The sequence below is a fragment of the Dyadobacter tibetensis Y620-1 genome, assembly GCF_000566685.1.
GTDB classification, from domain to species: Bacteria; Bacteroidota; Bacteroidia; order Cytophagales; family Spirosomataceae; genus Dyadobacter; species Dyadobacter tibetensis.
In genome coordinates this window covers 1-24,978 of record NZ_AZQN01000008.1, presented here as the reverse complement: position 1 = coordinate 24,978, position 24,978 = coordinate 1, and the positions used below count along the sequence as shown (strand labels likewise).

Genomic DNA, 24,978 nt, shown 5'->3' with positions numbered 1-24,978 from the left:
TAATTGTATAGAAGTTTTGGCTTGACCTAAAACAGAACCTTTTGATCTTCCAGCATTATTTAATTACCTGTTATGCCTAGGAGGGATTGTGTTCGTCCAGGTGAAGCTCTGAAAAACCGTATAACCTGCCATATTATTGCCGATTTACAAGTCTTGAAAGTGAGATTCAGGAAATACGAGTATTGGAATACCACTTTTTTGATATTCAACAATCTTTCTTACTTTGGCCGGTCCAGCGTTCTCCCCGAGTAAAACAATTTCGGTTTTTGGAGAGATATAGGTTTGCTGAATAGCTCCTTTATTGCGGAGGGTTTCTATGAGTTGCTCTCTATCGGGGAAATGCTGAAAAGTGCCGGTGACACAAAAACGTTTACCGGCCCAGTGGAGCTGCTCCATATTACTGCCGGCATATTGCAGTTCCGTAAGATCGGCAGGAATGGAGGAGCCACGCCATAAGGCACTTTTAGAACGGTCGGCTTTCTGACCAGGCGCTCGATTCGTTACCCGAGGGAATTTAGAAGGAAAAGTTTTTTTTAACTTACGGATGTCATAGGTCTTCGTTTTTTTGGCCATAGCCACGGCTATATGAGCCGAAGCGGTAGCGTCGGACAGGGCGTCATGGTGTTTTAATTGGATACCCAAAAAGCGTGCAACATAGTCGAGTTTGAACCTTTCTAATTCTGGCCAGCACCAACTGCAAGAGGTATAGGTACAGAAATACTCCTTGGTCTTGAAACGAATGTCAAACTGCTGAGTAATTTTATGAAGTACATCAATATCAAATAAGGCATTATGAGCGACCAGCATCTGATTGGTAACATAAGGCGCTATTTCTGGCCAGAGTTCACCAAAAGTCGGCTGGTCCTTTAGCATATCAAGGCTGATCCCATGAATCCGCTCATTAAAGAAATTCATTTCGAAAGGCTCCGGTCTGATAAGCCAGCTCTTGGTTTCTATTAGTTGGCCGTTTTCTACTACTGCCAGTCCTAAAGAACAAGCACTGGTCCGAGCCGAAGTAGCCGTTTCAAAATCAATGGCTGTAAAATTAAGTCCTTTATGCATGCACAGGTAATGGAAGCGACGTTTTGATGAAGCTGCAATTTACGAATTTTTATTTATTTTAGGGATGGCTGGCCTTGAACGGGAGATGAGTCCGGACGATAAGCAGTCTTTTTAGGAAGGGCTGAAAACCTGGCTCTATGGCTTACATGGGAGGCGCAATTACCCCTTAAATCTGTCGTTTTTCGCCTTAATAATATCTTTATTCGTGAGTTATTTTTGCATACAAGGTTTAATTAAAAATTGTTTTGTACACAGATCATTTTTTAAAGGAAAATTAATATGGAAAAAATAGAGATCAGTTCGGAGATTAACGGTTCTATCGACAGGGTTTGGGAATGCTGGTCCAATCCCGAACATATTACTCACTGGAACTTTGCCAGTGATGACTGGCACTGTCCTAAAGCTGAAAATGATTTGAGAGTTGGAGGTAAGTATCTTAGCAGGATGGAAGCTCGCGATGGGAGCATAGGTTTTGATTTTGAGGCAATTTATGACGAAGTGGTGCCTTATGAAACCATTAATTATACTATGGCGGATGGGAGGCAAGCCTTTATAAAATTTGACAGGTCAGGAAGCTTTACAACTGTTACGATCAGATTCGATGCAGAAAGTCAGAATAGCATAGAAATGCAGCGGGCTGGATGGCAAGCTATTCTGGATAATTTTAGAAAATATGTCGAGAGAGAATCTATTGACATCAGTAAGTAACACGCAAATAACCTCGGACACGTAAACAGCGATCTTGATTGGGAAAATCTGCTTTCAAACAAATAAGCGGCAGGGGGTTAGCCCTGCCGCAGGTAATATTGCGCTTAAGAAGCATTTATTTTAGCTCGAAACGATCTAGATTCATTACTTTATTCCACGCTGCGATGAAATCGTGAAGAAATTTGTCGTTTGCATCGGCACTGGCATACACCTCTGCGATGGCCCTCAGCTCCGAGTTTGAGCCAAATACCAGGTCCGCCCGGCTGGCGGTCCATTTGGGTTGTCCGGTACTACGGTCGGTACCCAAATAGGTTTCACGATCTGGAGAGGTCGCTTTCCAGGCTGTATTCATATCCAGTAGATTCTTAAAGACATCGTTGGAAAGCTTGCCTGGTCGATGCGTAAAGACTCCATTTTTAGAACCGTCATAATTGGTGTCCAGGGCTCTCATTCCACCGATCAGCACGGTGAGCTCAGGTGCCGTTAAGGTAAGCAGTTGCGCCTTGTCTATCAGCATGGCTTCGGTTGATACCGTATAGTTGGACTTTTTATAATTTCGGAATCCATCGGCAAGAGGTTCCAGAAAACTCATGGACTCCACATCCGTCATCTCCTGAGAAGCATCCATTCTGCCTGCTTTAAATGGCACAATTACAGCATGGTCGGCGGCCTTTTCTATGGCTGCGGCACCTCCCAGAACGATCAGGTCGGCTATAGATACTTTTTTGGCTCCGGCCTGATTAAATTCCTGTTGAATGCCTTCTAGAGTCTGCAGCACTTTCTGCAGCTGAGCAGGGTTGTTTACTTCCCAATCCTTCTGAGGAGCAAGTCTCAGACGGCCTCCATTGGCTCCACCACGTTTATCGGAACCTCGGAAGGTACTAGCAGATGCCCAGGCTGTAGAAACAAGTTCAGAAACAGTAAGTCCGGTTGCCAGGATCTTTTCTTTGAGCAGTGCAATGTCATGCTCTTCTATCAATTCATGATCCACCTCAGGTATAGGATCCTGCCATAACAAAATTTCCTCAGGAACATCAGGTCCCAGGTATCTTGCGCGAGGACCCATGTCCCTATGAGTAAGCTTGAACCATGCTCTGGCGAAGGCATCTGCAAACTGGTCTGGGTTTTCTAAAAAACGCCGGGATATTTTTTCATAGGCGGGATCCATGCGCAGGGCTAAGTCGGTAGTAAGCATGGTTGGGGCATGTTTTTTGCCGGGATCGTAGGCATCTGGTATAATTTCCCCTGCATTTTTTGCGACCCATTGATGTGCTCCAGCCGGACTTTTGGTAAGTTCCCATTCAAAGGCAAATAGGTTTTCGAAGAAGTTATTGCTCCATTGGGTGGGCGTAGTTGTCCATATTACTTCCAGTCCACTGGTAATGGTATCGGCAGCTTTTCCCGAACCATAGCTATTGCTCCAGCCGAGGCCTTGAGCATCCAGATCGGCAGCTTCCGGCTCTTTTCCGACATGATCGGCCGAAGCCGCTCCATGCGTCTTACCAAAGGTATGACCTCCGGCAATAAGTGCTACCGTTTCTTCGTCATTCATGGCCATCCTTCCAAAAGTATCCCGGATGTCTTTAGCAGACGCTATAGGGTCAGGGTTTCCGTCTGGTCCTTCCGGATTGACATAGATGAGTCCCATTTGCACCGCTGCCAAAGGTTTTTCTAGATCACGGGTATGTATATCCCCATCGGCATCATCGTCCGATACCAGTACACCATGATCTTTTTGAGCCCCTTCGGAGCCATGGGCATAGCGGAGATCTCCTCCCAGCCAGGTAGTTTCATTGCCCCAATATACATCTTGGTCGGGCTCCCATACATCGGCACGACCGCCAGCAAAACCAAAAGTTTTGAAGCCCATGGATTCAAGGGCCACATTGCCAGTCAGTATAAGCAGATCGGCCCAGGATATTTTACGACCATATTTTTGCTTGATAGGCCACAATAGTCGGCGAGCCTTGTCCAAGCTCACATTATCGGGCCAGCTGTTCAATGGGGCGAAACGCTGCTGACCAGACCCTGATCCTCCGCGACCGTCGCCTACCCGGTAGGTACCAGCGCTATGCCAGGCCATACGTATAAACAAAGGTCCGTAATGACCGAAATCCGCTGGCCACCAGTCCTGAGAATCTGTCATCAGTGCGTGAAGGTCTTTCTTTACTGCTTCCAGATCCAGACTCTTGAAGGCTTCAGCATAATTGAAGTCCGCTTCCATAGGATCGGATAAGGAAGAATGTTGTCGCAGGATGTTTACCTTAAGTTGATTAGGCCACCAGTCCTGGTTTTTTGTGCCTCCACCGCCTACGTTTTGTTTCATACTTCCGTTATGAAAAGGGCATTTACTGATGTCGCTTTCGTTGTGCTCCATGTTTTAGATTAGATTTTGTGATAACAACCAATATGCATGTACAATTTGCATTTTTTTTTGGAGCAATAAAATTAAAAGATTGAAGTTAATAATAAAAATTGATTGATTTTATATAATGATAAATATAATCTATATTTAAGGATAGCGTTCTCCTTCCCTGCCTGTGTGAGGCTGTAGTACTAACATATGCCTTTAGCACGCAGATAGGGTGGAGAACCTCCTTAAAAGGGGAAAGGGACAGGGAGTTGCCTCCTATCCCTTTCCCAATGATTCAGCATTGATTATATAGCAATGGATTGGCCAAGACTTACTTTTTATTTTTTTGGTCTTTGGAGAATATTTTCTGAAAGAAATTCTTTTTGTTTTCTTCTCCGTTCTCAACAGAATCCATTGATATTTCTCCATCGATGGAAGGTTGAAGCGCTTGGATAAACGCATTCTGGAGAATTTGCCCTAGAGCGTACCAGACATTGGTTTTAGGGTCCTTTAATTCCCCTTTGAATGGTATTTTGGTAGCCACTTGATCCTTAGGGTGATTTCGCAATATCTGACCCACTCCTCCGGCAATTCCTTCCCAAAGTTTTTGGAAAATATTATCCTTGCGATCTTCCTTTCCGAGGATGTCCAAATCTTTAAGAATAGGTTTGACATAACCTGCAAAATGATTGTCTTTGGCTGCCACCTCGGTATATAGACCGAATAACCCCTTATTTACATCTATTTTGGCATAAGCCTGAAAAAAATCATTAAGCTTAACCAAATTAGTATTATTCAGTTCGGCACTCATATCGAAAGTGGGTACATCGGCAAGCGGGTTTAGTTTTGCGTCTAAGGTGAGTTTGCCTTCGTAGATTTGAGCAGACGCATCCACTGATGCCGGCAGAAGGGAAGTGGAGTCGTAGCTATTCCGCAGATTCTGTGCCAAAAGGTGCATCTGGTCCATCTGAATATCTACCTGAGGAGAGGAGGTAAGGTCCCGATAGCGGATTCGTCCATTATTGATTTCGAATCGGTTAATATTGAGAGGCATAAATCCGTCCAATACTTTTTTAAAACTGGCGGAATCTTCAGCGACATCAGCAGGCTCGACCTTATCTTTGGTAAAAACCAAATAAGGTTTCTCTAATTGAACCTCTCCGGCGAGTGACCCTTTTAAGAGTGCCTTCCATTCGATAGATAAATCGATTACGGAAGCAGAAAAAAAGGGAGTCTGCGTGCCTGAAACCGAATCCGTTTTATTAAGATAAATACTATCGATGCGATAAGCACCTCTGATCAGGGCCAGATCTATATCCTGAATATGGCCGGAGTAACCTTTCATTTCGGCAAGGCTCTTATTTGCGAAATGTAAGAGAATATATGGGAGTGCAATCCGTAATGCAGCAAGGAAAAGTACTAGGCTGATTAATGTTACGGTAATTTTCTTTTTTCTGGACCATGGTTTCGTTTTCATAATTTCCTGGTTTTACCTTGAGTTAGTATCTCTAGAAAAAAAAGTGCCAGCCAAAAAAAATCACTAGTATGGTAAGTGAAGGACTAAGGCTTTTTTGCCAGTTAGCTGGATGACATTTCATAAGAAAAATCTGAAAAATTGGCAGTAATCTGAAAAATTGTCTTAGGATAATTTCCCTGGTATAGACTTTGATAGTAGTCACGTTATCAGATAGTTTCTGTTATTTTTATTATTGTTTAACAATTAAAAAAGGAGGTTAATCATGTCACTTATCAAAAGAAATCGGGAGAGCATCCCAGCTTTATTTGATGATTTTTTTGGCCGCGAACTTTTTAACTGGGGGAACAGTAACTTTTCGGCAACCAGTACCACGGTACCTTCAGTAAATATCCGGGAAAAGGCCGAATGCTACGAAGTCGAGCTTGCGGCTCCGGGTATGCAAAAATCAGATTTTCAGGTTCGTCTGGAGGGCAATACCCTCACCATAGCTTCATCTAAGGAGCATACGGACGAACAAAATGAAGAAAATTATAGCAGAAGGGAATTTAGCTATCAATCATTCCAAAGGAGCCTGCTGCTACCTAAGGATGTTGTCGATGAGGATGGGATATCGGCCAAATACGAAAATGGGCTATTATTTCTTACCATTCCTAAAAAAGAGGAGGCTAGGAAAAAGGAACCCCGATTGATTGAAATTGGATAACTTAACAGGAGGCTTACAGACAGTAAGCCTCCTGTTTTATTTTAACTGTAGCTATAGTGTAACCATGTCGAAAGCATGGGCTGCAGCGACCGCTGACTTGATGAGGGTTACTTATCTAGGTAAGCCACTGAAATGGCCGTCATCGTTGTATGATTATCAGTTTATTGACCTTCGGTTAGTAATGCCTCCTGAGGACAACCCTTTAGGACATAACCAAATGAAAATTAGTATGACGCACCGATAGCCTTTAAGGGAGGTTTCAGAAATTACCCGATTGTAGAATTGGCTTTAAATATTGAATGAATGGAAAGCCTTATTTTGAATTTTTTGATTTCGAAATGTAATACGCAGGGCACGATGATAGATAAGCTTACTAGTTCAGGTTTTTCAACTATAGGATAATGCCTAGTTGGTAAATAGTGACAATATTTTGTTTTCAGGATATTTCGAAGGCTTTAATTATTATATTTGCCGCCAATTTGATGCGTACGATTCTAGTCTACATATGGCTTATTACTAGTATACTGCCGACTTTTAGTCAGTGGGGCATCATTGCATACTATCAAGTCAATAAGGATTATATCACCAAAGTGCTTTGCGAGAACAGGGAGAGGCCCCAGCTCCAGTGTAACGGGAAATGTTATCTGGCCAAAAAGCTTAAAGAGCAAAAGGAGAAACAGGATCAGCAAACAAGTGAACAGATTCAGAATATCCCTGTCCTACAACTTTTTTCTTCGACTTTATCCTCTTTTGAATTTTCTTCTACTGGTTTAAAAATCAATCACAAAGCCACTTTTTTATATTTATTGCCTTACTATCAAGCGGTCCTTTCCATCTTAGTGCCTCCGCCCTGCAATTAAGCCCAGTCAGCCTGCAAGCTAATCTTTACTCCAGAAAATAGATTTTTCCCTGGAGAAACTCAACTTATGTCCATTATTCCCCTTTCTCCTCCATTCTGAAAAGAAAGAGAAGGAATATTTCTATCCTATTCAAATGAAAATCAAAAGCATATATATATTACTTTTCCTGTTTATCAACTGGAGCGCCCTGGCTCAAACAAATTTGGGGTCGCTGACTGGAAGCGTGCTAACTGTAGATCGACAACCTATAAAGGGCGCCTCTGTCATACTGCAACCATCATCACTAGGAACCATATCAGACCAGGATGGCCGGTTCTATCTGGAGGGTATACAACCAGGGAGCTATCAACTTGTAGTTTCAAGCGTGAGTTACAGGAGTCACACTCAGAAAATTGAGATTACCAGCGGCAATAATTCATATCTAAGTCTGAATCTCACAGAAAATAAGGAGGATCTGGAGGAGGTTTTGGTTCGTACTGCCAGAGGGGGCTATCAGGTAGAGCGTTCGAGCGGTTCAACACGTACCAACACTCCTCTGCTTGCTACCCCTCAGTCGGTACAGATCATGTCAGAGCAGGTTCTTAAGGATCGCCAGGCTTTCACTTTAAATGATATTGCAGGTTCTTTTACGGGAATGAAAGCTAATAATGGTAATGGGAATTATCAGATACGCGGCTTTACCGCCTATTCACCCAATGATGCCAGCTTCTTACTATATAATGGCATAAGAGGAAATCTATTCCTATGGAGCCAACAGCCCTTATTATATAATATAGAGTCAGTAGAGTTACTTAGAGGGCCTTCAGGGGCATTATTCAGTGAGGGTTCTCCTGGAGGGGTGGTTAATTTTATAACCAAGAAACCTTTAACTCAATCGCGCGCCTCAGTAGCGGCCTCCGGAGGGAGTTGGGGATTCGGTCGGGTAGCCTTGGATTTTACAGGCCCCATTTCTGCGAATAAAAAGTGGTTATATAGAGCAATAGCCGGCTACGATCGGTCAAAGAGCTTTAGGGATGAACAGATGAAACAAAATCTTTTTCTCGCTCCCTCCTTTACCTATCTATTAAATGACAGAACCTCGATAAACCTGGAAATTAATTATGCCTATCAGAAAGCAGTTCAGCAATATGATAATGGAAGTTTTATTTATACCCGGCCCGATGGTAGTTTTGATTTTACTTACTACCCCAATAATCTAACCATACAAAGCCCGACGGATTATGGTAAAACACATAATGGTTCGGCTACTCTGACCTTCGACCATCAGTTTAACGATCGTCTGAAGCTGACCTTTGTGGAGCGCGCTGTTCGAAATGTATTGGACTTTACCGACCATGTGCCTCAGGGAAGGATTCGGAATGACTCCATCAGCCGGGGGTACCAGGACTGGGAGACGGATCGGTTTAGTTTGCAGACCACTGCCTTTGCAACATACAAGGCTTCGACGGGACTACTGGCCCATCAGATTATTGCAGGCGTCGATTATAACCGTTATGGCTGGACGCGGAATGACTATCAATATAAATCATCTACCCGAATTTCGATTTTTAATCCAGATCATTCAGGTAGTGTCCCAGATGCTACGGCTCCCGCCTTAGAGTCGGATGATAATGAGCGGGTAACCAATTTGATTGGAGCATATATTCAAGATCAGATCGGTATGGGTAGCAAGTTAAAACTATTGCTTTCACTGCGCTACGACAACTATAATGCTGTAGAGACACCCTTGTCAGACCGGGATGGAAAACAAGGGGATGAGCTACAAGCTTCTGGCTGGATCCCACGCATCGGATTGGTTTATTTGCCAGTAAAGAATATATCCATTTATGGTACCTATCTGAAGTCCTTTAACCCGCAAACATCCAATAATATCCGTGCGGGAGGTCCCTTTCCCACCCGCAAATCAACGCTTTACGAGCTAGGCTCGAAGGCAGACTTGTTTAGCAACCACCTATCTGCAACGCTTTCGATATACCAGATAAACTATGCCAATATCCTTACTGCCGCTCCTACTGAGGAGAATTCACATCGCCAGGCGGCTATAGATGGGACCAGGAGTAGGGGGGGAGAGTTCACCATCACGGGGAATCTGGATGCTCTTAGCCTAGTAGCGGGGTATGCCTTTAATGAGCATGTCCTGATAAGCAATAGTACTTATGGAAATAAGGGAGACCGCTTCGCTAATGCACCCAAGCATCAAGTTAATTTTTGGGGGAAGTACAATCTTCCCTCTACCGTACTAAAAGGTTTGAGTCTGGCTGCCGGAATCCGATATGTTAGTGACCAGGTTGGTTTGCTTAGCAATCAAAATTTTATTTTTCCTTCATATACCGTTCTGGATGCCGCCATTACCTATCGGAAGAATCGTTTTCTGATTCAAGCCAATGCCTATAACCTGACCAATCGACATTATTTCACAGGGAGCCGCTCTGGGATGACCCTGGCAGGCTTGGGCGATCCATTCAATATGAGGGTGGGTGTCACCTATCAGCTATGGTAATCCCTAATTTATTTTTAAATCTGAACGCTTTATGAAAAGTGCATCAATGACCAGACGAATATTTAAGTGGCATAGCTGGCTAGGTCTATTTACGGGCATTTTTTTGTTTTTGCTGGGATTGAGTGGTTCTGTCCTGGTATTCAAAACCGAACTGGATGAGTTCTTTAATCATGATTTATTAAAGATTTCCCCTCTTGATAATGGGAGAGAGCAAGGGACTTTGAAAAAATGCTACGATACTATCGTCAGCCGTTATCCCAATCTGGATGGTATTGCCTGGGTAAATCCCCAGGCAGGACCCGAAGAGGCTTATAATTTTAGGATCTATTATAATGATGCCCGTTTAATGACCTACGATCTAGCCTTAATATCCTTCGACCCATACAGGGGAGTCATTCTGCGGGAAGGTCCCTCAAGCCAGTTTACTCCTAGCTTTATTGAGTGGCTGTTCCAGTTTCATTTTAGTTTTCAGCTGGGCATACCCGGAGCGGCACTGACTGCCATTTTTGGCCTGACCATGCTCCTGTCATTAATTACGGGGGCGGTAGTCTACCGGAAGATGATCTGGAAAGTTTTGAGCTTTCGCCTGAGGCTGAATAGAAAAAACTGGCGGACCATTACCTCCGACCTACACCGTATTGTGGGTGTATGGACCCTGCTACTCAATGCGGTGATTTTTTTTACGGGTTTTTGGTTTAACCTATTTGCCTTGGACAGTAAATCATGGGAAAAAGAAATGGTAACGACAAAGCCTAATACCCCAATGGCCATTTCACCGGACAGGATGTACCACCAGGCTTTGCAGGCCATGCCCGATTTGGAGCCTTCTTATGTATATCTGCCCACCCAGCCTGGTCGTAAATTTGAAGTAAGGGGCTATGAAATCGGGCAATGGAAATTATGTGGAGCGGGCAGTTCCGTAAAGGTGGATCAACAGAACGGTGAGATATTTCAAATTAGCCGTCTAAGTGAAAAGCCATTTTCCGATCGATTGGTGTCGACATTCCTTCCCTTGCATATTGGAAATTTCGGAGGACTACCTATTAAAATACTTTATGTATTCATAGGGCTTACCCCTGGTCTCTTGTCGATTACCGGCTTTATGCTCTGGTGGCGACGTAGGAAGAAATCATTTTCACCGGTTCAGTTCAAGCAGGCTTCCAAAGCAGAGAGTATCAGTAGGTAAACAGGCCTAACCTCTTCTACATGGGTTGAAAGGAATAACAAAACTTCCCACTTCTTACTATTATGGTTTCGAGGGGGAAGTTTTGTTTTCTAGAAGCTGATGAAAATGTAAATATTTAGAAAATATAACTGATGGTAAGTCTACCGTTTCTAGGCGCCCCCGGGAACAGCCTCAGGTAATTTTGTGCCCCCAGCCAGTAGTTTTTGTCGAATAGATTACCGGCATTCACTGCGATTTGAATGTTGCTTTTACCGGGATGATAATACAGGGCCGCATCGAAGATGGTAAAGGCCGGAATGGTGAAGCTACGGTCAAACCAGGGAAGTTTGTTGCCCTGATGCTGTATACCAATGCCGATGCCCAGATCTTTCAATGCCGAGGATGCAGCAAAATTATAGCGGGTCCATAGATTTGCGCTGTGCTTGGGCGTATTTTGTTTTCTTTCTCCGATCAGATCTTCATTGGCGTCGTTAAGGATGACTGCGTCGATGAAGCTATACGAGGCATTAATTTGCCAGTCGGGAGTGATATAGCCAGCTAGATCCCACTCAATGCCCCTGCTGCGCTCACTCCCTCTCGTTACGAGTAGGTCAGGGTTAGTCGAATCGTTGGCATTCATAAGAATATTTTTTTGATCGATTTCATACATAGCCATATTCATATGGATCTGGCCTTGAAATAATTCGACTTTCATTCCCACTTCTTTAAGACTGCTGGTCAAGGGATCAAATTGGCTACCCGATGGTAGTGCTCCCGTTTGGGGCATCAGTGTAACAGTATTGGACTGGGGTTGAAACCCTTCCAGATATGTCCCGTATATATTCATGGCTTTATTTAGAGCATAAGTCAAGCCAACCCGTGGTAAAAGAGCCGTCTTGTGTACGGTTAGCGTGCCCGGTGCCTGGTAATTGGTAATGTCTTTAAACCAATCGTTTCTAAGGCTAAGCAGTAAAGTGAATTTCTTCCATTGCAGCTGCTCCTGAAGGTAGATCGCATGGGTGGTTGTTAACGCAGAAGGCAAAGCCGTACGTACATTCAGAATATAGTCTTCGGCATTTCTAAGGGTATACTGCGGGTTTTGCAAATCGAAATAGTGTACATTAGGTCGGGGAAGTGTTTGGTTGCCAATGGTTATGGTTTGGTAGTTATCCGCCTTGTCCAAAATGAATGAACTCGCTACAGTGCCGTCTTTTAGCAGAAATCCCCGGGCCGCATTTTGTCCTCCGCCTTTATGTTTATGCCAATAGCTCAAATCATACCCAACCAACACCTTATGGCCGACCGAACCGGTAGTGAAATTAAAATTGAAGTAGGCATTCAGGTTATCGACATTCCAATATTGCTGCCGTTGGACGAACTGCATGGCGGCAAGGCTTCTTACCGGCTGGTTAGTGATATCAGGGGCAAAGCCGTTCGTAGTCCGGTGTTCCTGTAGATCTTCTGTCCACGACTGTTTCATATACGAGGCATTGAAACCAATCTGAGATGAAAATTTATGCGTCAGATTGCTCATCAGGATCAGCTGTTTGGATTTGAAAAAATCGTTAGGCGCACCAAGGTTAAGGCCCTTTGGCGTGCTGTTTAATGCCGTTTTGCCGGCTACCGCCCCAAAAATAGGTTGCCCACGGTCTAGATTTCCGTTGTCATTGCTAAAGATCAGCTCCGCATTAATGGCCGTTTTGTCTGTTGGGAGGTAGCTGATCGATGGGGAGATCAGAAGTGACTTATTACGAACGAGATCTCGGAAAGAGCGGCCTTCCTGGAATGCTGCGTTGAGCCTATATAGGAGCGTTTTAGATTCATTCAACGGTCCCGTAATATCGAGGGCTGCACGGAAGGTACTGAAGCTCCCTGCACTCAGCGTGACTTCATTTCTGTTGGTGGCCAGGGGTTTTTTGGTAACTAAATTAATACTTCCTCCTGGATCCACAGAGGAAAAAGTAGCACTGGCGGGACCTTTGATTACCTCTACTCGTTCTATATTTGAGGTCAGGGGTTGAAGAAAATAGTATTGCCTGGTACGCATACCGTTAATTATCTGTCCTTCTTCATTCTGACTAATGCCGCGAATGGTATATTGATTATAATAGCTGGAAGGGATTACGCCGCTGGCAATCTTTACCGCATCCCCAAGGTGAAAGGCCTGTCTGTCCGCCATAAGCTCTTTGGTGATCGTCGAGATTGACTGTGGAATATCCTTATTGAGGGCCGAGATTCTGGTGGCCGAAAAGGAGTAATCGCTGTTATAGTCCCTATTTACACGCCCCAGAACCTCTACCGTCTGTAGCTGATTGGTTTCGGAGATCAGTGCGATTTCCATATTGGGTTGTGTCTGATTAATCCGTAATTTTTTATATCCTAAAAATGAAACTTCCAGGGGTCCATTCCCTTCGATAGAAAACTTACCTTCCTCATCGGTGATCAGGCCTGTATTATCGTTTAAAAGTCTTATGGTTGCTCCGGGAATATTAGCTCCCGTGTGGGCATCTGATACTCTGCCCGATACTATTTGAGCCTGTAAATGAAAGGCATGCAGGCAGAGTAGAAATATAAAAATAAATTTCATGAATTGAAGTGAAAGGGTATAATATGTACTTTAAACGGTCCTTAAATAAAGTTCTTCTAGCTCATTGGCAGAAATATCCGAAGCGCGGACGACGGATTGCAGACAACCTTCTCGCATGATGCCGATGCGTGTGGCTACCTCTTTCGCCCTAAAGATGTCGTGTGTGGCCATGAGAATGGCCGTGCCCCGAGCCGCAAGACTTTTCAGGATAGTTGAAAATTCGTTAGATGCCTTAGGGTCCAGGCCACTTGTGGGCTCGTCCAGTAACAGTACCTTCGCTTTTTTTGCGATTGCGATGGCGATTCCCACTTTTTGCCTCATGCCCTTGGAATATCCTCCAAGCCTTAGGTCAAAGGCCTGAGTCTGCAGACCTGCTGTGGAAAGTAGTTCTGCAAGCTCCGTTTTGGAGTATTCAAATCCTGCTAAAGAGGAGAAATATTCAAGGTTTTCAAGACCCGTAAGGTTAGAATATAACATTACCGTTTCAGGAATATAGGCCAGGTACTGCTTGATTTCCTCGGGATTTTCAGAGACTGAAACACCATTGATTTGTGCCATACCTTCGCTAGGCTCTATAAAGCCCAGAAACAGATTAATGGTAGTCGTTTTGCCGGCACCATTCTGGCCTAGTAAGGCAAATATCTCTCCTGGCTCAACGGTCAGATTCAGCTGATTCAGAGCGGTATGGTTGCCATACCTTTTGGTAAGATTTGTAGCTTCAAGCATTTTGCGGGTCTTTGATTTGAATGAAATTTTTATAAAAGAGTATAATGGAGAGGGCCATGCCTAGGGCGATCCAGATTATAATAACCAGGATACCTGAGGATAAAACCTCCTGCGAATACGTTACCGGTCGGTACTTGGGATAACCAGACCAATCCATCGCTTCAGTGGGGGTAACTTCAAAGATGAATGGATAAAAATATTCTCTAATTTGTTTATGGTGCCATTTGACCGACTCTAAGTACCGAATATGGTTGCTTAGGTCGGTGTTAGCCACTTTGTTAACCAGCTGCTGGGCAGTCAGTATCGGATTGAAATAAGCCAACCGTTCAGAAAATTCTTGCCTTTGATTGAGTTTGGAAAATAATACCTCTGAAGAGTTTGCCGATTCTAAATCTCCTGCAAGTTGCATGGCATAGTACCATCCAGGAGAAAACTGGTCCTCAGGAATGGGATATTTCCTATATTGGGGGTACACAGCGTAAAACTTCTCCATCGTAGGTTTTTTAGGTAAATCCCATTTTTCATGATATCCTTCTCGTTGCTTAATTGTCGTTTCGGCTGCTTCTGGTATGGGTATGTTCCTATTCACAATGATATTAGCGACGCCAGGGAACAGAATGCAAAGAAAAATCCAAATGGAAACCATCGTTGTGGCATTAAATGAGGTGCTCTTGCCCAAAGAAACGATGACGATCGATAAGCTAAACCAGAAAATGACATATACCATCAAGACCAGGCCTAATTGAAAAGTAGGCTGAGTTAAAGGAAGGTCTAGAATCAAAATTCCCGAAAAAAACAGCAACAAGGTCATGGTTAAAACGAAGGCGAACCGGACCAGCAGTTTATAGAAAATCGCTGCCTTTATATTCGTAGTTGAGGTTCTTAAAATTTTCCATACACCATTTTCCTGCTCTCCTGAGATCATGTTATAAGTAAGGGCAATAATCAGGAGAGGGAAAAGGAAAATAAAAACAAAAGAAGCATCAAGATTGCCCACCAGAAGTGTTAAGGGGTTAGTCAGTTCAGCATCGTAAAGTTGGCCTTCAATAGCCAGCATTTTAACCTTCAGTGTAAAAGGATTAATATCTCTCTGGCCAATTGAGAACTTAGCCCAAGGGGATGCGGGATTAAACGTATAAAAAAAAGGATAATAGGCTGTGGTGCCTACAGGTTTGCCACGTCCATGAGAAGCGATCTGGTCGAGATGTTTTTTTTGAATATCAGATATAGACAGAATGGTCTTTTGTTGTCGGTCAATAATTGTTTTTCCATGGTAAAACCCATAGACTCCAAAGCATAGAAGACAAATGGCACTGAAAATAACCGCTTTTCCTATGAGGAAATTTTTGCATTCCAAAAACAGTATTTTTTGACGGGATTTCATAACTGGAACTGACGTTTTTTAGAAATAAAACTTAATAGAGTGAAACTGGCAAGTACCCAGAAGAACAGTGCGGAAATGCCCATTGCACCATGCCGGAGGCTCATTTTAATGGGGACAGGTTGAAATTTAAATTCCGGTTGTTGCTGGAAACTCTGAGCATTTACCCTTTGTTTACTGTCGTCCTTGAATTTGATTTGGTTAAGGTGGATTTTGTTAAGGGCTTGTGTTTTTTCGAATCTGTACCTTTCAGTTTGTTTTTGGAACTCTGTAAAACTTTCGAAATCGGTACCAGATAAATTCATGGAGATATTCCGAATAGCCAGGAAAGGGTCGATAAAGCTGAGAAAGGAAGCTATTGAGTTTTGCGATTTGTAGATCTGAATGAGTTGATTGTAATGTTTATCGAAGATCCCAGAGCTTATATTTTCTCCTTCCTGCATTACCAGCGCTCCATAGTTAATGGGCAATGCCTGGATGGAATCGACACCATATCTCTTCAGAGTGGATTCTTTAAGTTCAGAAAAGTGCGGATCGTTGGGATTATGACTATCGCCAACTTTTGCAATATCACTTTCTATTCCTTGCTCGAAGGTTATTTTATCTGGAGCAACAAAAATAGTATTTCCCAGGTTTTGTGCACTTTTCGGTACCATAACATAGAACAGAATCCATATAAGTACCAAAGCCATTAATGCATTTCGGGCATTGGTGCTAATAGCAGAAACGGCTACTACAATCATGGATATAATCAGGAAATAAATTCCATATGATAGAACGATCAACCCCATACGTATTAGCTCATCCGTAGAGAGCCCAGCAGAATGAGACACCGTGCCTATCAATAAGCCCAAAAAGAGTAAGGGCAAAAATAAAAACCAGGTTAGTAAGGTTATTCCCGCTGCTTTGCCTAACAAAACATCTCGAAAGGTAGCTTTCTGACAAAGTAATATTTTGAGTAGGCCGTTCTCCTTTAAACCAGCAATGGTATGAAAGCCTATAAATATGATAAATAAAGGTACTAGCAGTTGGAATACCACAGCCATGCTAAGTTCTCCGAAACGAAGCATTCCGTTGGAGAAACCTGCCTCACTCATATTAATCGTATTTTGCCGGTGTGCTTCCAGAAAAACCGAATTTCCTACATAACTGTCTAGTCCGAAATCGAAAAAACTTAATGGCGATTTCTCTCTGAAAACCAGGTATCCATAATGTGCTACTCGATGTGGATGTCGGTCTGGCTGTTTCATCCAATGATCGTGGACCTCTTCTTTGGCTTCGGTCTGGTGCTCGTTGAAGTTGTTAACATATTGCCATCCAATATAGATAGCTAAAATACTCATAGATAAGAGTACTGCATAAAGGCCGAGGGGGAGTCTGGCTCGGAAAAAGGCAGCCCATTCCTGTCGGGCAATAATCTTAATTAATCTAGTATTCATCTTAGGAAAGAAATTTAAGGTAGGTAGAATGAGTGCTCATAGGCATTAAAGATGGAAAAATACAAGGCACATATTTCAATACATTTATGATTGTGCAACATTGTTGCAATTTAAGAATTTATTAAAATAGATTGCAACAATGATGCACAAAATTCGTGACCGGTTTGCTGGACATATTGACTAAAGAAATGCTGGAATATCACCAGCCTGAGTAATGGGAGCGATCTCCTGCTTCTCAGACTGGTGATAGCTTAGGTTATTGAAACCTCTCCAAAATGGAGGCCATCGAGATATTGGATGGGTTTCATTTTTCAACCACCGCATCTTTGAGAATGTAATTCAGATGCTCGATATTGCTGGCATTCAGAATGAGTTTACCACGGATTGTTTTTATCTCATCTGTTTTAAAGCGGCGTCTTTTGTCTTTAAATTGTAGCTCGATAATAGTTTCTGGTCCCGATCCTCCACAAAAAAAGCACATGGCCATAGGGTAGGCCGAGAGTACATATAAATTATACTCTGTATCAACCGGGATCATATATCCCTCAATTTGCACTTCCTTTCCTGACAAGGCATTAACCTTCGGTCCGAAGGTTGGATATAAGAAATGCATATTGACGTCTTTATTAAGTTTCCGCACGAATCTTACGTCTTTCAGCCGATCCCAGTCTATAAGCATGGGGAGGCTGAGACCCTGCCAATAAAAGGCATTACCGATGAGGAAGGCTGTTATCAGCGATTTCATTTGCTTACTATTATTTAAGTTGACTAAATTCTTCCAGATCTTTTTGAATCAACAGAATAGCCTGTTTCGCCTGAAGTTGATATTCGAGCATGGATTCTTCTGTCATCTGCGGAGCTGGCTTATGTTCGTGTGCTCCCTCATGCTCATGGTCAAATCCAGAAACTTCAATCAGGGACGCTTCCCATAAATGAAGAAGCTGGTTTAAGCTGTCCACTTTCTGGCGATGGGCTGTAGGTAGATTCCTTTTTTGAAGAGTCTGGAAGGTAGATTCTAGCTCCTGGGCTATGGCGATCGATTCAAGGTGGAGCTTATGCGCCTGAATCAAGGTATTCGCGTCTTTTTTAGGAGCGCAACCCGAAAAAGTCAGTAGAGCTAATAATACGGGTGGGAAAATGAAATTCTTCATAGGTATGAACTTTAGTAAATGCAACAATGTTGCAAATATTGTCAAAATGTATGAAACCATAAGCCTAGATTGATATGATTTTCAAATCTATTCCCTCGTTATCCGCAGCAGTTCTCCTGTTTCTAGCCCATATCGGATGTTGCCTCGTTCCTATTTTAGCCATAGCCGGCGGCACACTACCCCAATTTTCTTTCTGGGTAGAATACAGTCCTTATATTTTATTTCTTCAAAGCTGTATGTTGATTTATCTGAGTATAAAACTAATCCGGCATCATTTTGGGAAAGGGCGTTTTCATTCGAATGCCGATCGAATGATTTATTACATCGGCTGGATGGTAGCGGCATCTACCTTGGCTATAGGTTATTTTGAACCTTTCCACAATGAAAATCAACAGATTGCCCAGCAGCAATTTCAGTTCTTTAAGACCCATCGCCGCATACAAATTAAAATTAATGAGCCATTTGAAGTTAATTATGTAAAGAAGGATTTGGCACTTATAAACGGGATCCGGACTAGTAGTCTCGCAATAAAAGATAAGCGTATTTGGATTACTTACCATAAGGAGACGACTAGTAGAGAGGAGATCATGCGGGTGCTTTTACAAAAGGGCTACGATGTAACACTGCAGGAATAAAATGTGAAATTGAAAAACCAGAATAATATAACTATATTTGAATGTAACCAATGTATACCTAAATAAGCTATCCTATTAACCCAATCAAATACGTATATGCGCCGTATCTATTATAAGCTATTAATGATGACAATATTGGGCGGAGTTCTAATCTCTTCCTGTTCCAAGTCTGATAAGGTTGAGCCAGAAGAATCGGCGACAGCAGCATATTTTATTGAGGAATTTAAGTATTATATGGATAGCAGCGATATGATGGATAGTACACGTGTTGCCTTGAAGGACACTACCTATTACAATCCGGGCCAGACTGTAAATGTTCAGAGTTTTACGGGTAATTTAAATGAACTTGTAAAAACATCCCAATTTCAACTGACCAATTTGGACGCTTTACCTAAAGATGTAAATCTGGACGACTTTTTGGTAAGTGTTCCCCAGAATTGGAATTCGGATGGTATGGTGAATTTGTTTCCCGAAAAATTTCCTTTTAACCAACAAGTGAATCATAAGCCTTATAATCTAGTCTCTCGCAGTACTGAAGGCGTCACTTTCAACGTACCTCCTAAATCCAGGTTGGTCGTCACTTACGGTATTCAAGCCATTAATATTACCTGTTCCTTCAGTGCTGTTCTACAAAACAAAATGACGGGACAGCGTTATCCGTTCTCAGGAACCTAGAAAGGCATTCTCCGTTACGACGATTCAGAAATGAAGGTAACGGCATATCAGCTATAAATTCACTGGTTAGTATAATTCTATTGAGTAGACCTGCTGCGGCGCCTCCCTTCGCGGAACCACTTTCCTTGGCACGGATTTTGATAGTCAGTATATCGTATTAACCAAACATATACGTTATGCAAAATCAAGAAGAGCCAGGAAAGAAATTAAAGAATCCTGACGAGCTAAATATAAAAATCCAGGAGGGTACCTACGAAAAAGCAGGAAGAGAAGAAACGGGTTCACTGCCTAACGATCCGGCTGAGAATGCGAAAAAGACCTCTCCTGAAGAGGATTCAGGAAAGGAGGACGATACGAAATTGTCGGCAGATCGTTAAGGAGGTTACTTGCGATCATTTATCTTTGCAAAAGTTACATGGCTATTTGAATCTAAGAATATTTGCTGCGGTTCCCCGCCGGGATAAATCTTCCCGGCCCATTTAAGATAACCCACGTAATGAATATCTTGGGTGCCAAGGTAGCCAGGACGGTGTGTTTCAATTTCACCTTTGTTCTCCTTACTCTTCGTTAAAGGCGAACAACCGGCAGATCCGTAAGGATTAATCCTTACGGAGCAACCTTTGCGCCAAGTTCCTTGAGGGCTTGTACGGCCAGCCTGCTAACTTTCCCCTTTGCAAGAAGATGCTTAGGCGGGACCTTTTTAAAATTAATGGTCCGCCAATCCAATGGGATTTCGCGTGGTGATCCATCGGTTAAAAGGACAATTTTCATTGGAAGCTGTGTACTTAATCCAAGGGCATTCTCAGTGCATAGCTCCCACTAGGAATGTTCTTGTTTTGTCTCTTTTTGCAATTGCCTCCACGACCTCTTCTACAGTCGGAATTACTATTCCAACCAATGGGCTTTCTTTTGACCTTCTATAAATTCTTGGTTTCCCCATCTTAATCATCACAAAGGAAGGGTTTTCTGCTTTTAGCGATGAAGCGTTGATGACCAGCACCCATACGGCCGTCTCGTTTATCTGAGACGGCTTTTTTTTCTTGTCGCTGAAATGGGAAGCTAGCCCAACGACTCCTACTTTGACTAGAGACATAAAGCGAATTTTTTCAAGTACTGGTAAACACGTATATGGTTTACCGTAATTCGTATTGCCCATATATATATTTTAAGTATGGTGTATAGAATAAGTAAGGATTACAACGGCTTTGAGAGGCAATTTCAAAAAAGGATCTGATGATTTGGCATCGGGCTGGTTTCTGTCCATTAGTACTTCATTCTCTGGAATTACCAGACTAAAGCCGCATTAAAGAGGAGGGGGGATATTATACCAAAAGCATTTAAAATGTATTGAGAACTGCGGTGGAGAAAAGCGTCTTAAATGTCTGGTATACAGTGGATATCCTGAGGAACCCTTTCGCGACGGATCCCACCTCCCGGAATATTCTACAAGAAGGGGTGGAACTTCGAGTTATTAAAAAAAGCTGGGACCTGGCACTTGTATACCTCAATATATTAATATATATTGTTCGCCAATAACAAAACCGCCCAATGCACGGCTTGTTTTCTTGAAAATTTCGATATAATTGTAGAGAAACCTACTGACTAATACGATATAGACGCAACTAGTGCCGTAAATAACAGTGTTAGCGGTAATTAAACAACACGGAAAGATGAACTTTAAGGATGAATTTATAGAACTGTTTGAGAAATTAAAGAACTACAATTCTCATCCAACAGAAAACCTTAATGAAAGTTTTGTTTGTGTTATTAAGGCTGCTTTTGCAAAATGTATAGAGTATAATCACTTCATTCAAAGTGACAATTCCATTGAAAACTCATTTTTTCTTACACCATTTTTAAGAGGTATTTGCGAAGACCTAATAGTTCTGAAGTACCTTAGAAAGTACTTTACATCTGATAGGGATGAATTAATGTTAATATATATGCAATATCTTCTGAAAACCTCAATTGAGGCTCAGACAGCATACTTTAATCGAGTTGTTCCAGACCAAATTTCCCCAAAGCAGGAAGATACTAGACCAGAAATTGAAGCATTAGAAAACCGATTAAAAGCAATAATGCAAAAAAATGGGTTGAGTAAAGACCGAATTTTCCCGAGTGTAGAGCATATGGCCATTGACGGAGAATTAAAACAACTATATGACTTCTTTTACCACGCAACATCAAGGATGGTACATTTTAGTCCCAATATACTTTTACGAATGGGATGGTATGATACAGATAAAGACGGTAAATGGGGGCCGACCGTTTTTTCCTCTTCGAATTTCCATAAGTATTACGAACAGTTCAATAAGTTTTATGCTGCACTATTGTTTGTGGAATTTTCCATGACATTTAAAACAGAATTGAATTTAGATGCTGCATTTATGACAATTGTCAAGAAAATTAAAAAGTCATTCTCGGAGGAAGATTTTTACCCTGAACTAGTGACTTTTGAAGAGTTAAATATTAATCGGCCTAGTGACATTTTTAGAGTATTGAATAAGGTAATTAGAAATCATGAGAAGTAACTACCGCTAACACGGGTTTGGCAAAAGTGGCGGTTCAGTGCTCCGCAGACACATTTGTGGTTAATCAAAGTTTGGTTCTCTGCATCAACATTTGTGGTGAAAATCGCCACCTTCGCCAAGCCCGAAACCGTTACCAGCAATTATAAAAAAACACTATGGATAGAATTACACAAAGCTTTATCAAAGAACTTTTAGAAACCGAAGAATTAACTTCACAAGGAGAATCAAAAGATTTTGAAAAACTAGCTAATTATTCAATAATTTCTAATGAATATAATAAAACTTTTGACTTAAACTTTGTGACAATTGGTGATGGTGATGATACAGGTGTCGACGGAATATCAATTATTGTGAACGGAGTTTTAGTTGAAAATACAGAAGAAATTGATGACCTTATTGAAAAAAATGGAACAATAGAAGTAGATTTTACCTTTATTCAGTCAAAAACATCTTCCAATTTTTCAACTTCCGAATTAAATACTTTTATTTTTGGTGTTAAAGATTTCTTTTCAATTTCTCCCAAATTTAGAAGAAATGAATCGTTGCAAAAATTCGCAGATTTAGCAAATCACATCTATAATAATGCACCTAAATTGAAAAACAATCCTACTTGTAAATTATTTTATGTTACAACAGGAAAATGGGTTGGTGATACAAATTTGATTGCAATAATTGAATCTGGCAAAGAGGATTTAGAAAGCACAAACTTATTTGATTCAATTGATATTATACCGATTGGTGCAAGAGAATTAGCTACTTATTACAGAAAAACAAAAGAAAGCGTAAGTACAACTATAACTTTTACAAATAGGTTGACAATTCCAGAAATTTCTGGAATATCAGAGGCGTACATCGGTTTAATTCCATATTCAGAATTTTTGAAAATTGTTGCGAATGAAGACCAAAATCTTTTAAATGTTTTTGAGGATAATGTAAGAGATTTTCAAGGAGAAAATAATGATGTTAATAGTGGCATTGCTTCCACTATTACAAACGAAGGTTCAGAAATATTTAGTGTTCTAAACAATGGAATAACAATAGTTGCCAGTAAAATTTCTCCAACTGGTAATCAATTTACAATTACTGATTATCAGATTGTAAATGGATGTCAGACAAGTAATGTTTTATATAACAATAGAAACAGTACTAATACACCTAACGTTGTTATACCAATTAAATTAATAGCAACCGAAGATGATGAAATAAAAACAAGAATTACTTTAGCGACAAACAATCAAACTCCTATTAAAAAGGAACAATTGGCTTCTTTAACTCAATTTCAAAGAAGTTTAGAACAATTTTATAACTCTTATGAAAATGATAACAAGCTTTATTATGAAAGACGTTCAAAACAGTATAATTCTGACACAACTGTAATCAAGTCAAGAGTAATAACAGTACCATATCAAATTAAGTCGTTTGCTGGTATGTTTTTAAATGAACCACATAATGTAACAAGTTACTTCGGTTCAATTGTCAGGAAGTTAAATGATGGTAAAATTCAAATTTTTGATAATAACCATTCTTATTTTCCATATTATACAAGTGCTTATGCTTATTATAAATTAGAAACTTTATTTAAACGTGGTTTAGTGGATTCAAGCTACAGAAAAGTAAAATTTCACTTACTTATGCTATTTAGAATGCTGAATGAAAAGGAAGATATGCCAAGATTAAATAGCAAAAAAATGGAACAATATTGTAAAGTTTTATTAGATATTTTATATGATGACGATAAAGCAATTAAAGCCTTTAAGAAGTGTTGTAAAGTGATAGAGGAAGCTGACTTTGATAAGGCAGACAAACAAGACGTTAAATTAGTATCTAAAACAAAAAATTTGATAGATTACATTGAAAAATAACTGCTGGTAACATCGGTTTGGCAATATGGCGGCTGAAGTGCTTCTATAAAACATTTGTGCAAGGTTCAACAGCAGTAATTCCATTGAACTTTTGTGCTAAATATCCGCCACATCGCCAAGCCGAAAACCGTTAGCGGTCAGTTTAGAGCGACCCAAAAAATGAAAGAAAATGGCAGACTTGACATACATAGAAAAAGCGAACATTGAGAACTTTTTGGGAATGAAAAGTGGCTATGTTATGGACTTTTCCGACCGAACTTTTCAAGAGTTTGTTGGTGAAGCTGTTGGTTTAGACATTAACGACCCTAAATATCATTACAGTTCAAATTCAAAAGCTAACCGACTTAGGCAATTTATTAAAGTTGAATCAAATTATACATTTGGCAAATTGTTATCTGCATTCTGTGATTATTGGCTTTCAAAAGTTCACACAGGCGAAATCGACTACCACCATGACGAAAATCTCTATAAAGAGTGCGTAAAAATCGCTGACAGATTAAAACAAGAGAGTATTGTTGAACATATTGATGCAATCAAACCAAATGCTGACGACCGTGACTTTAAACTACTTGCAAAATCAATTAGAGAAAGTATTGAAAGAAATGAACCCGAGGTTGCATTAGATAGACTTCATACTTTCACGTTCAAATATTTAAGAGAATTATGTGACAAACACAATATCTCTTATGATAAAGCTGACTCACTAAACGCTGTATTTGGAAAATATGTAAAGTTTATTGTGGACAAGAAACATATTGAATCGTCAATGTCAGAAAAAATTTTAAAATACTCAATCAACATCATTGAAGCATTTAACGACATACGAAACAATAAAAGTTTTGCCCACGACAATCCTGTTCTTAACTATCACGAAAGTGTTTTAATCTTTAATAACATATCAAGTACAATAAAATTTATTGAGTTTATAGAAACACAAATGAATAAGGTTAATGAACAAGAAAAAGCTCAAGAATTATCGGACGACCTGCCATTCTAAACGACCTAAAAAATGAAAGCAAAAAGAATTAGAAAAATAAAACCGAACCGCTAACAAGGGTTTTGCAATAGTGGGGCGAAACTGCAAAGTTGAAGATTTGTGCTTCGATTGCCCCACCATCGCAAAGCCCCGAAACGTTAGGTGTTATGTTTACGACACAGTCCCT

Annotated in this window: 20 protein-coding genes and 2 pseudogenes; 10 read left to right on the top strand and 12 right to left on the bottom strand. The window is 41.1% G+C overall.

Features of this window, described 5'->3' with window-relative positions:
* Positions 1-144: 144 nt before the first annotated feature.
* Entirely contained in the window at positions 145-1,062 is a 918-nt protein-coding gene (locus tag X939_RS23205; RefSeq protein ID WP_025764649.1) for an exonuclease domain-containing protein, read from the bottom strand.
* A gap of 279 nt (positions 1,063-1,341) precedes the next feature.
* Between X939_RS23205 and X939_RS0117855 the strand changes: the two genes are divergently transcribed.
* Positions 1,342-1,770: an SRPBCC family protein gene (locus X939_RS0117855; RefSeq protein ID WP_044199981.1), complete on the top strand. Its 429-nt coding sequence runs from the start codon at positions 1,342-1,344 to the stop codon at positions 1,768-1,770.
* 115 nt (positions 1,771-1,885) lie between these two features.
* Here X939_RS0117855 and katG read toward each other — a convergent pair whose 3' ends face one another.
* Together katG and X939_RS0117845 are read right to left on the bottom strand one after the other, a co-directional pair.
* Positions 1,886-4,147: a catalase/peroxidase HPI gene (katG, locus tag X939_RS0117850; RefSeq protein ID WP_025764647.1), complete on the bottom strand. Its 2,262-nt coding sequence runs from the start codon at positions 4,145-4,147 to the stop codon at positions 1,886-1,888.
* 307 nt (positions 4,148-4,454) lie between these two features.
* Positions 4,455-5,600: a DUF748 domain-containing protein gene (locus tag X939_RS0117845; protein ID WP_025764646.1), complete on the bottom strand. Its 1,146-nt coding sequence runs from the start codon at positions 5,598-5,600 to the stop codon at positions 4,455-4,457.
* Between the two features lie 262 nt (positions 5,601-5,862).
* Here X939_RS0117845 and X939_RS0117840 point away from each other — a divergent pair, with 262 nt between their 5' ends.
* From X939_RS0117840 to X939_RS0117820, 3 genes are all read left to right on the top strand, one after another.
* Positions 5,863-6,303, top strand: coding sequence for an Hsp20/alpha crystallin family protein (locus X939_RS0117840; protein WP_025764645.1), 441 nt, complete (start codon positions 5,863-5,865; stop codon positions 6,301-6,303).
* A gap of 993 nt (positions 6,304-7,296) precedes the next feature.
* Complete coding sequence (locus X939_RS0117825) at positions 7,297-9,663, top strand: TonB-dependent receptor (protein WP_025764642.1); 2,367 nt, start codon at positions 7,297-7,299, stop codon at positions 9,661-9,663.
* A gap of 31 nt (positions 9,664-9,694) precedes the next feature.
* The gene (locus X939_RS0117820) at positions 9,695-10,849 is read left to right on the top strand and encodes a PepSY-associated TM helix domain-containing protein (RefSeq protein WP_044199977.1); all 1,155 of its coding nucleotides are present in this window, start codon (positions 9,695-9,697) and stop codon (positions 10,847-10,849) included.
* Between the two features lie 115 nt (positions 10,850-10,964).
* On the opposite strand, the gene X939_RS0117815 is transcribed toward X939_RS0117820, so the two are convergent.
* From X939_RS0117815 to X939_RS0117790, 6 genes are all read right to left on the bottom strand, one after another.
* Positions 10,965-13,415 carry a TonB-dependent receptor gene (locus X939_RS0117815; protein WP_025764640.1) on the bottom strand — a complete coding sequence of 817 codons (2,451 nt, stop codon included), beginning with the start codon at positions 13,413-13,415 and terminating at the stop codon, positions 10,965-10,967.
* A gap of 30 nt (positions 13,416-13,445) precedes the next feature.
* Positions 13,446-14,141 (bottom strand): ABC transporter ATP-binding protein, encoded by a 696-nt coding sequence (locus tag X939_RS0117810; protein ID WP_025764639.1) that lies wholly within the window; start codon positions 14,139-14,141, stop codon positions 13,446-13,448.
* On the bottom strand, positions 14,134-15,525 hold the full coding sequence (locus tag X939_RS22620; RefSeq protein ID WP_025764638.1) for an ABC transporter permease: 1,392 nt from the start codon (positions 15,523-15,525) through the stop codon (positions 14,134-14,136). The genes X939_RS0117810 and X939_RS22620 overlap by 8 nt, the downstream gene beginning before the upstream one ends.
* Entirely contained in the window at positions 15,522-16,961 is a 1,440-nt protein-coding gene (locus X939_RS0117800; protein WP_025764637.1) for an ABC transporter permease, read from the bottom strand. Before X939_RS0117800 ends, X939_RS22620 begins: the two co-directional genes overlap by 4 nt.
* 304 nt (positions 16,962-17,265) lie before the next feature.
* Positions 17,266-17,706 carry a hypothetical protein gene (locus X939_RS0117795; RefSeq protein WP_025764636.1) on the bottom strand — a complete coding sequence of 147 codons (441 nt, stop codon included), beginning with the start codon at positions 17,704-17,706 and terminating at the stop codon, positions 17,266-17,268.
* A 10-nt stretch (positions 17,707-17,716) separates the two neighbouring features.
* Positions 17,717-18,112: a hypothetical protein gene (locus tag X939_RS0117790; RefSeq protein WP_025764635.1), complete on the bottom strand. Its 396-nt coding sequence runs from the start codon at positions 18,110-18,112 to the stop codon at positions 17,717-17,719.
* A 74-nt stretch (positions 18,113-18,186) separates the two neighbouring features.
* Here X939_RS0117790 and X939_RS0117785 point away from each other — a divergent pair, with 74 nt between their 5' ends.
* The 3 genes from X939_RS0117785 to X939_RS0117775 all read left to right on the top strand — a co-directional run bounded on the left by X939_RS0117785 (position 18,187) and on the right by X939_RS0117775 (position 19,799).
* Positions 18,187-18,747, top strand: coding sequence for a hypothetical protein (locus tag X939_RS0117785; protein WP_025764634.1), 561 nt, complete (start codon positions 18,187-18,189; stop codon positions 18,745-18,747).
* 96 nt (positions 18,748-18,843) lie between these two features.
* Entirely contained in the window at positions 18,844-19,422 is a 579-nt protein-coding gene (locus tag X939_RS0117780) for a hypothetical protein (protein ID WP_025764633.1), read from the top strand.
* Between the two features lie 176 nt (positions 19,423-19,598).
* Positions 19,599-19,799, top strand: coding sequence for a hypothetical protein (locus X939_RS0117775; protein WP_025764632.1), 201 nt, complete (start codon positions 19,599-19,601; stop codon positions 19,797-19,799).
* Positions 19,800-19,807: 8 nt separating this feature from the next.
* On the opposite strand, the pseudogene X939_RS23965 reads toward X939_RS0117775, so the two are convergent.
* The 3 genes and pseudogenes from X939_RS23965 to X939_RS24040 all read right to left on the bottom strand — a co-directional run.
* Positions 19,808-19,969, bottom strand: a pseudogene (locus tag X939_RS23965) (IS481 family transposase); the annotation flags it as partial.
* Positions 19,970-20,028: 59 nt separating this feature from the next.
* Positions 20,029-20,211, bottom strand: a pseudogene (locus X939_RS24145) (DUF6088 family protein); the annotation flags it as partial.
* A gap of 13 nt (positions 20,212-20,224) precedes the next feature.
* On the bottom strand, positions 20,225-20,515 hold the full coding sequence (locus tag X939_RS24040) for a DUF6088 family protein (RefSeq protein ID WP_131694782.1): 291 nt from the start codon (positions 20,513-20,515) through the stop codon (positions 20,225-20,227).
* Positions 20,516-21,092: 577 nt separating this feature from the next.
* Here X939_RS24040 and X939_RS0117755 point away from each other — a divergent pair.
* The 3 genes from X939_RS0117755 to X939_RS0117745 all read left to right on the top strand — a co-directional run bounded on the left by X939_RS0117755 (position 21,093) and on the right by X939_RS0117745 (position 24,812).
* Positions 21,093-21,953: a DUF5677 domain-containing protein gene (locus X939_RS0117755; protein ID WP_025764629.1), complete on the top strand. Its 861-nt coding sequence runs from the start codon at positions 21,093-21,095 to the stop codon at positions 21,951-21,953.
* Between the two features lie 155 nt (positions 21,954-22,108).
* Positions 22,109-23,815 carry an AIPR family protein gene (locus X939_RS0117750; RefSeq protein ID WP_025764628.1) on the top strand — a complete coding sequence of 569 codons (1,707 nt, stop codon included), beginning with the start codon at positions 22,109-22,111 and terminating at the stop codon, positions 23,813-23,815.
* 169 nt (positions 23,816-23,984) lie between these two features.
* Complete coding sequence (locus X939_RS0117745) at positions 23,985-24,812, top strand: abortive infection family protein (protein ID WP_025764627.1); 828 nt, start codon at positions 23,985-23,987, stop codon at positions 24,810-24,812.
* Positions 24,813-24,978: the final 166 nt, after the last annotated feature.

Coding starts and splice junctions, on each gene's coding strand:
- X939_RS23205 (WP_025764649.1), bottom strand. CDS start 1,062: ATGCATAAAGGACTTAATTTTACAGCCATTGATTTTGAAACGGCTACT.
- X939_RS0117855 (WP_044199981.1), top strand. CDS start 1,342: ATGGAAAAAATAGAGATCAGTTCGGAGATTAACGGTTCTATCGACAGG.
- katG (WP_025764647.1), bottom strand. CDS start 4,147: ATGGAGCACAACGAAAGCGACATCAGTAAATGCCCTTTTCATAACGGA.
- X939_RS0117845 (WP_025764646.1), bottom strand. CDS start 5,600: ATGAAAACGAAACCATGGTCCAGAAAAAAGAAAATTACCGTAACATTA.
- X939_RS0117840 (WP_025764645.1), top strand. CDS start 5,863: ATGTCACTTATCAAAAGAAATCGGGAGAGCATCCCAGCTTTATTTGAT.
- X939_RS0117825 (WP_025764642.1), top strand. CDS start 7,297: ATGAAAATCAAAAGCATATATATATTACTTTTCCTGTTTATCAACTGG.
- X939_RS0117820 (WP_044199977.1), top strand. CDS start 9,695: ATGAAAAGTGCATCAATGACCAGACGAATATTTAAGTGGCATAGCTGG.
- X939_RS0117815 (WP_025764640.1), bottom strand. CDS start 13,415: ATGAAATTTATTTTTATATTTCTACTCTGCCTGCATGCCTTTCATTTA.
- X939_RS0117810 (WP_025764639.1), bottom strand. CDS start 14,141: ATGCTTGAAGCTACAAATCTTACCAAAAGGTATGGCAACCATACCGCT.
- X939_RS22620 (WP_025764638.1), bottom strand. CDS start 15,525: ATGAAATCCCGTCAAAAAATACTGTTTTTGGAATGCAAAAATTTCCTC.
- X939_RS0117800 (WP_025764637.1), bottom strand. CDS start 16,961: ATGAATACTAGATTAATTAAGATTATTGCCCGACAGGAATGGGCTGCC.
- X939_RS0117795 (WP_025764636.1), bottom strand. CDS start 17,706: ATGAAATCGCTGATAACAGCCTTCCTCATCGGTAATGCCTTTTATTGG.
- X939_RS0117790 (WP_025764635.1), bottom strand. CDS start 18,112: ATGAAGAATTTCATTTTCCCACCCGTATTATTAGCTCTACTGACTTTT.
- X939_RS0117785 (WP_025764634.1), top strand. CDS start 18,187: ATGATTTTCAAATCTATTCCCTCGTTATCCGCAGCAGTTCTCCTGTTT.
- X939_RS0117780 (WP_025764633.1), top strand. CDS start 18,844: ATGCGCCGTATCTATTATAAGCTATTAATGATGACAATATTGGGCGGA.
- X939_RS0117775 (WP_025764632.1), top strand. CDS start 19,599: ATGCAAAATCAAGAAGAGCCAGGAAAGAAATTAAAGAATCCTGACGAG.
- X939_RS24040 (WP_131694782.1), bottom strand. CDS start 20,515: ATGTCTCTAGTCAAAGTAGGAGTCGTTGGGCTAGCTTCCCATTTCAGC.
- X939_RS0117755 (WP_025764629.1), top strand. CDS start 21,093: ATGAACTTTAAGGATGAATTTATAGAACTGTTTGAGAAATTAAAGAAC.
- X939_RS0117750 (WP_025764628.1), top strand. CDS start 22,109: ATGGATAGAATTACACAAAGCTTTATCAAAGAACTTTTAGAAACCGAA.
- X939_RS0117745 (WP_025764627.1), top strand. CDS start 23,985: ATGGCAGACTTGACATACATAGAAAAAGCGAACATTGAGAACTTTTTG.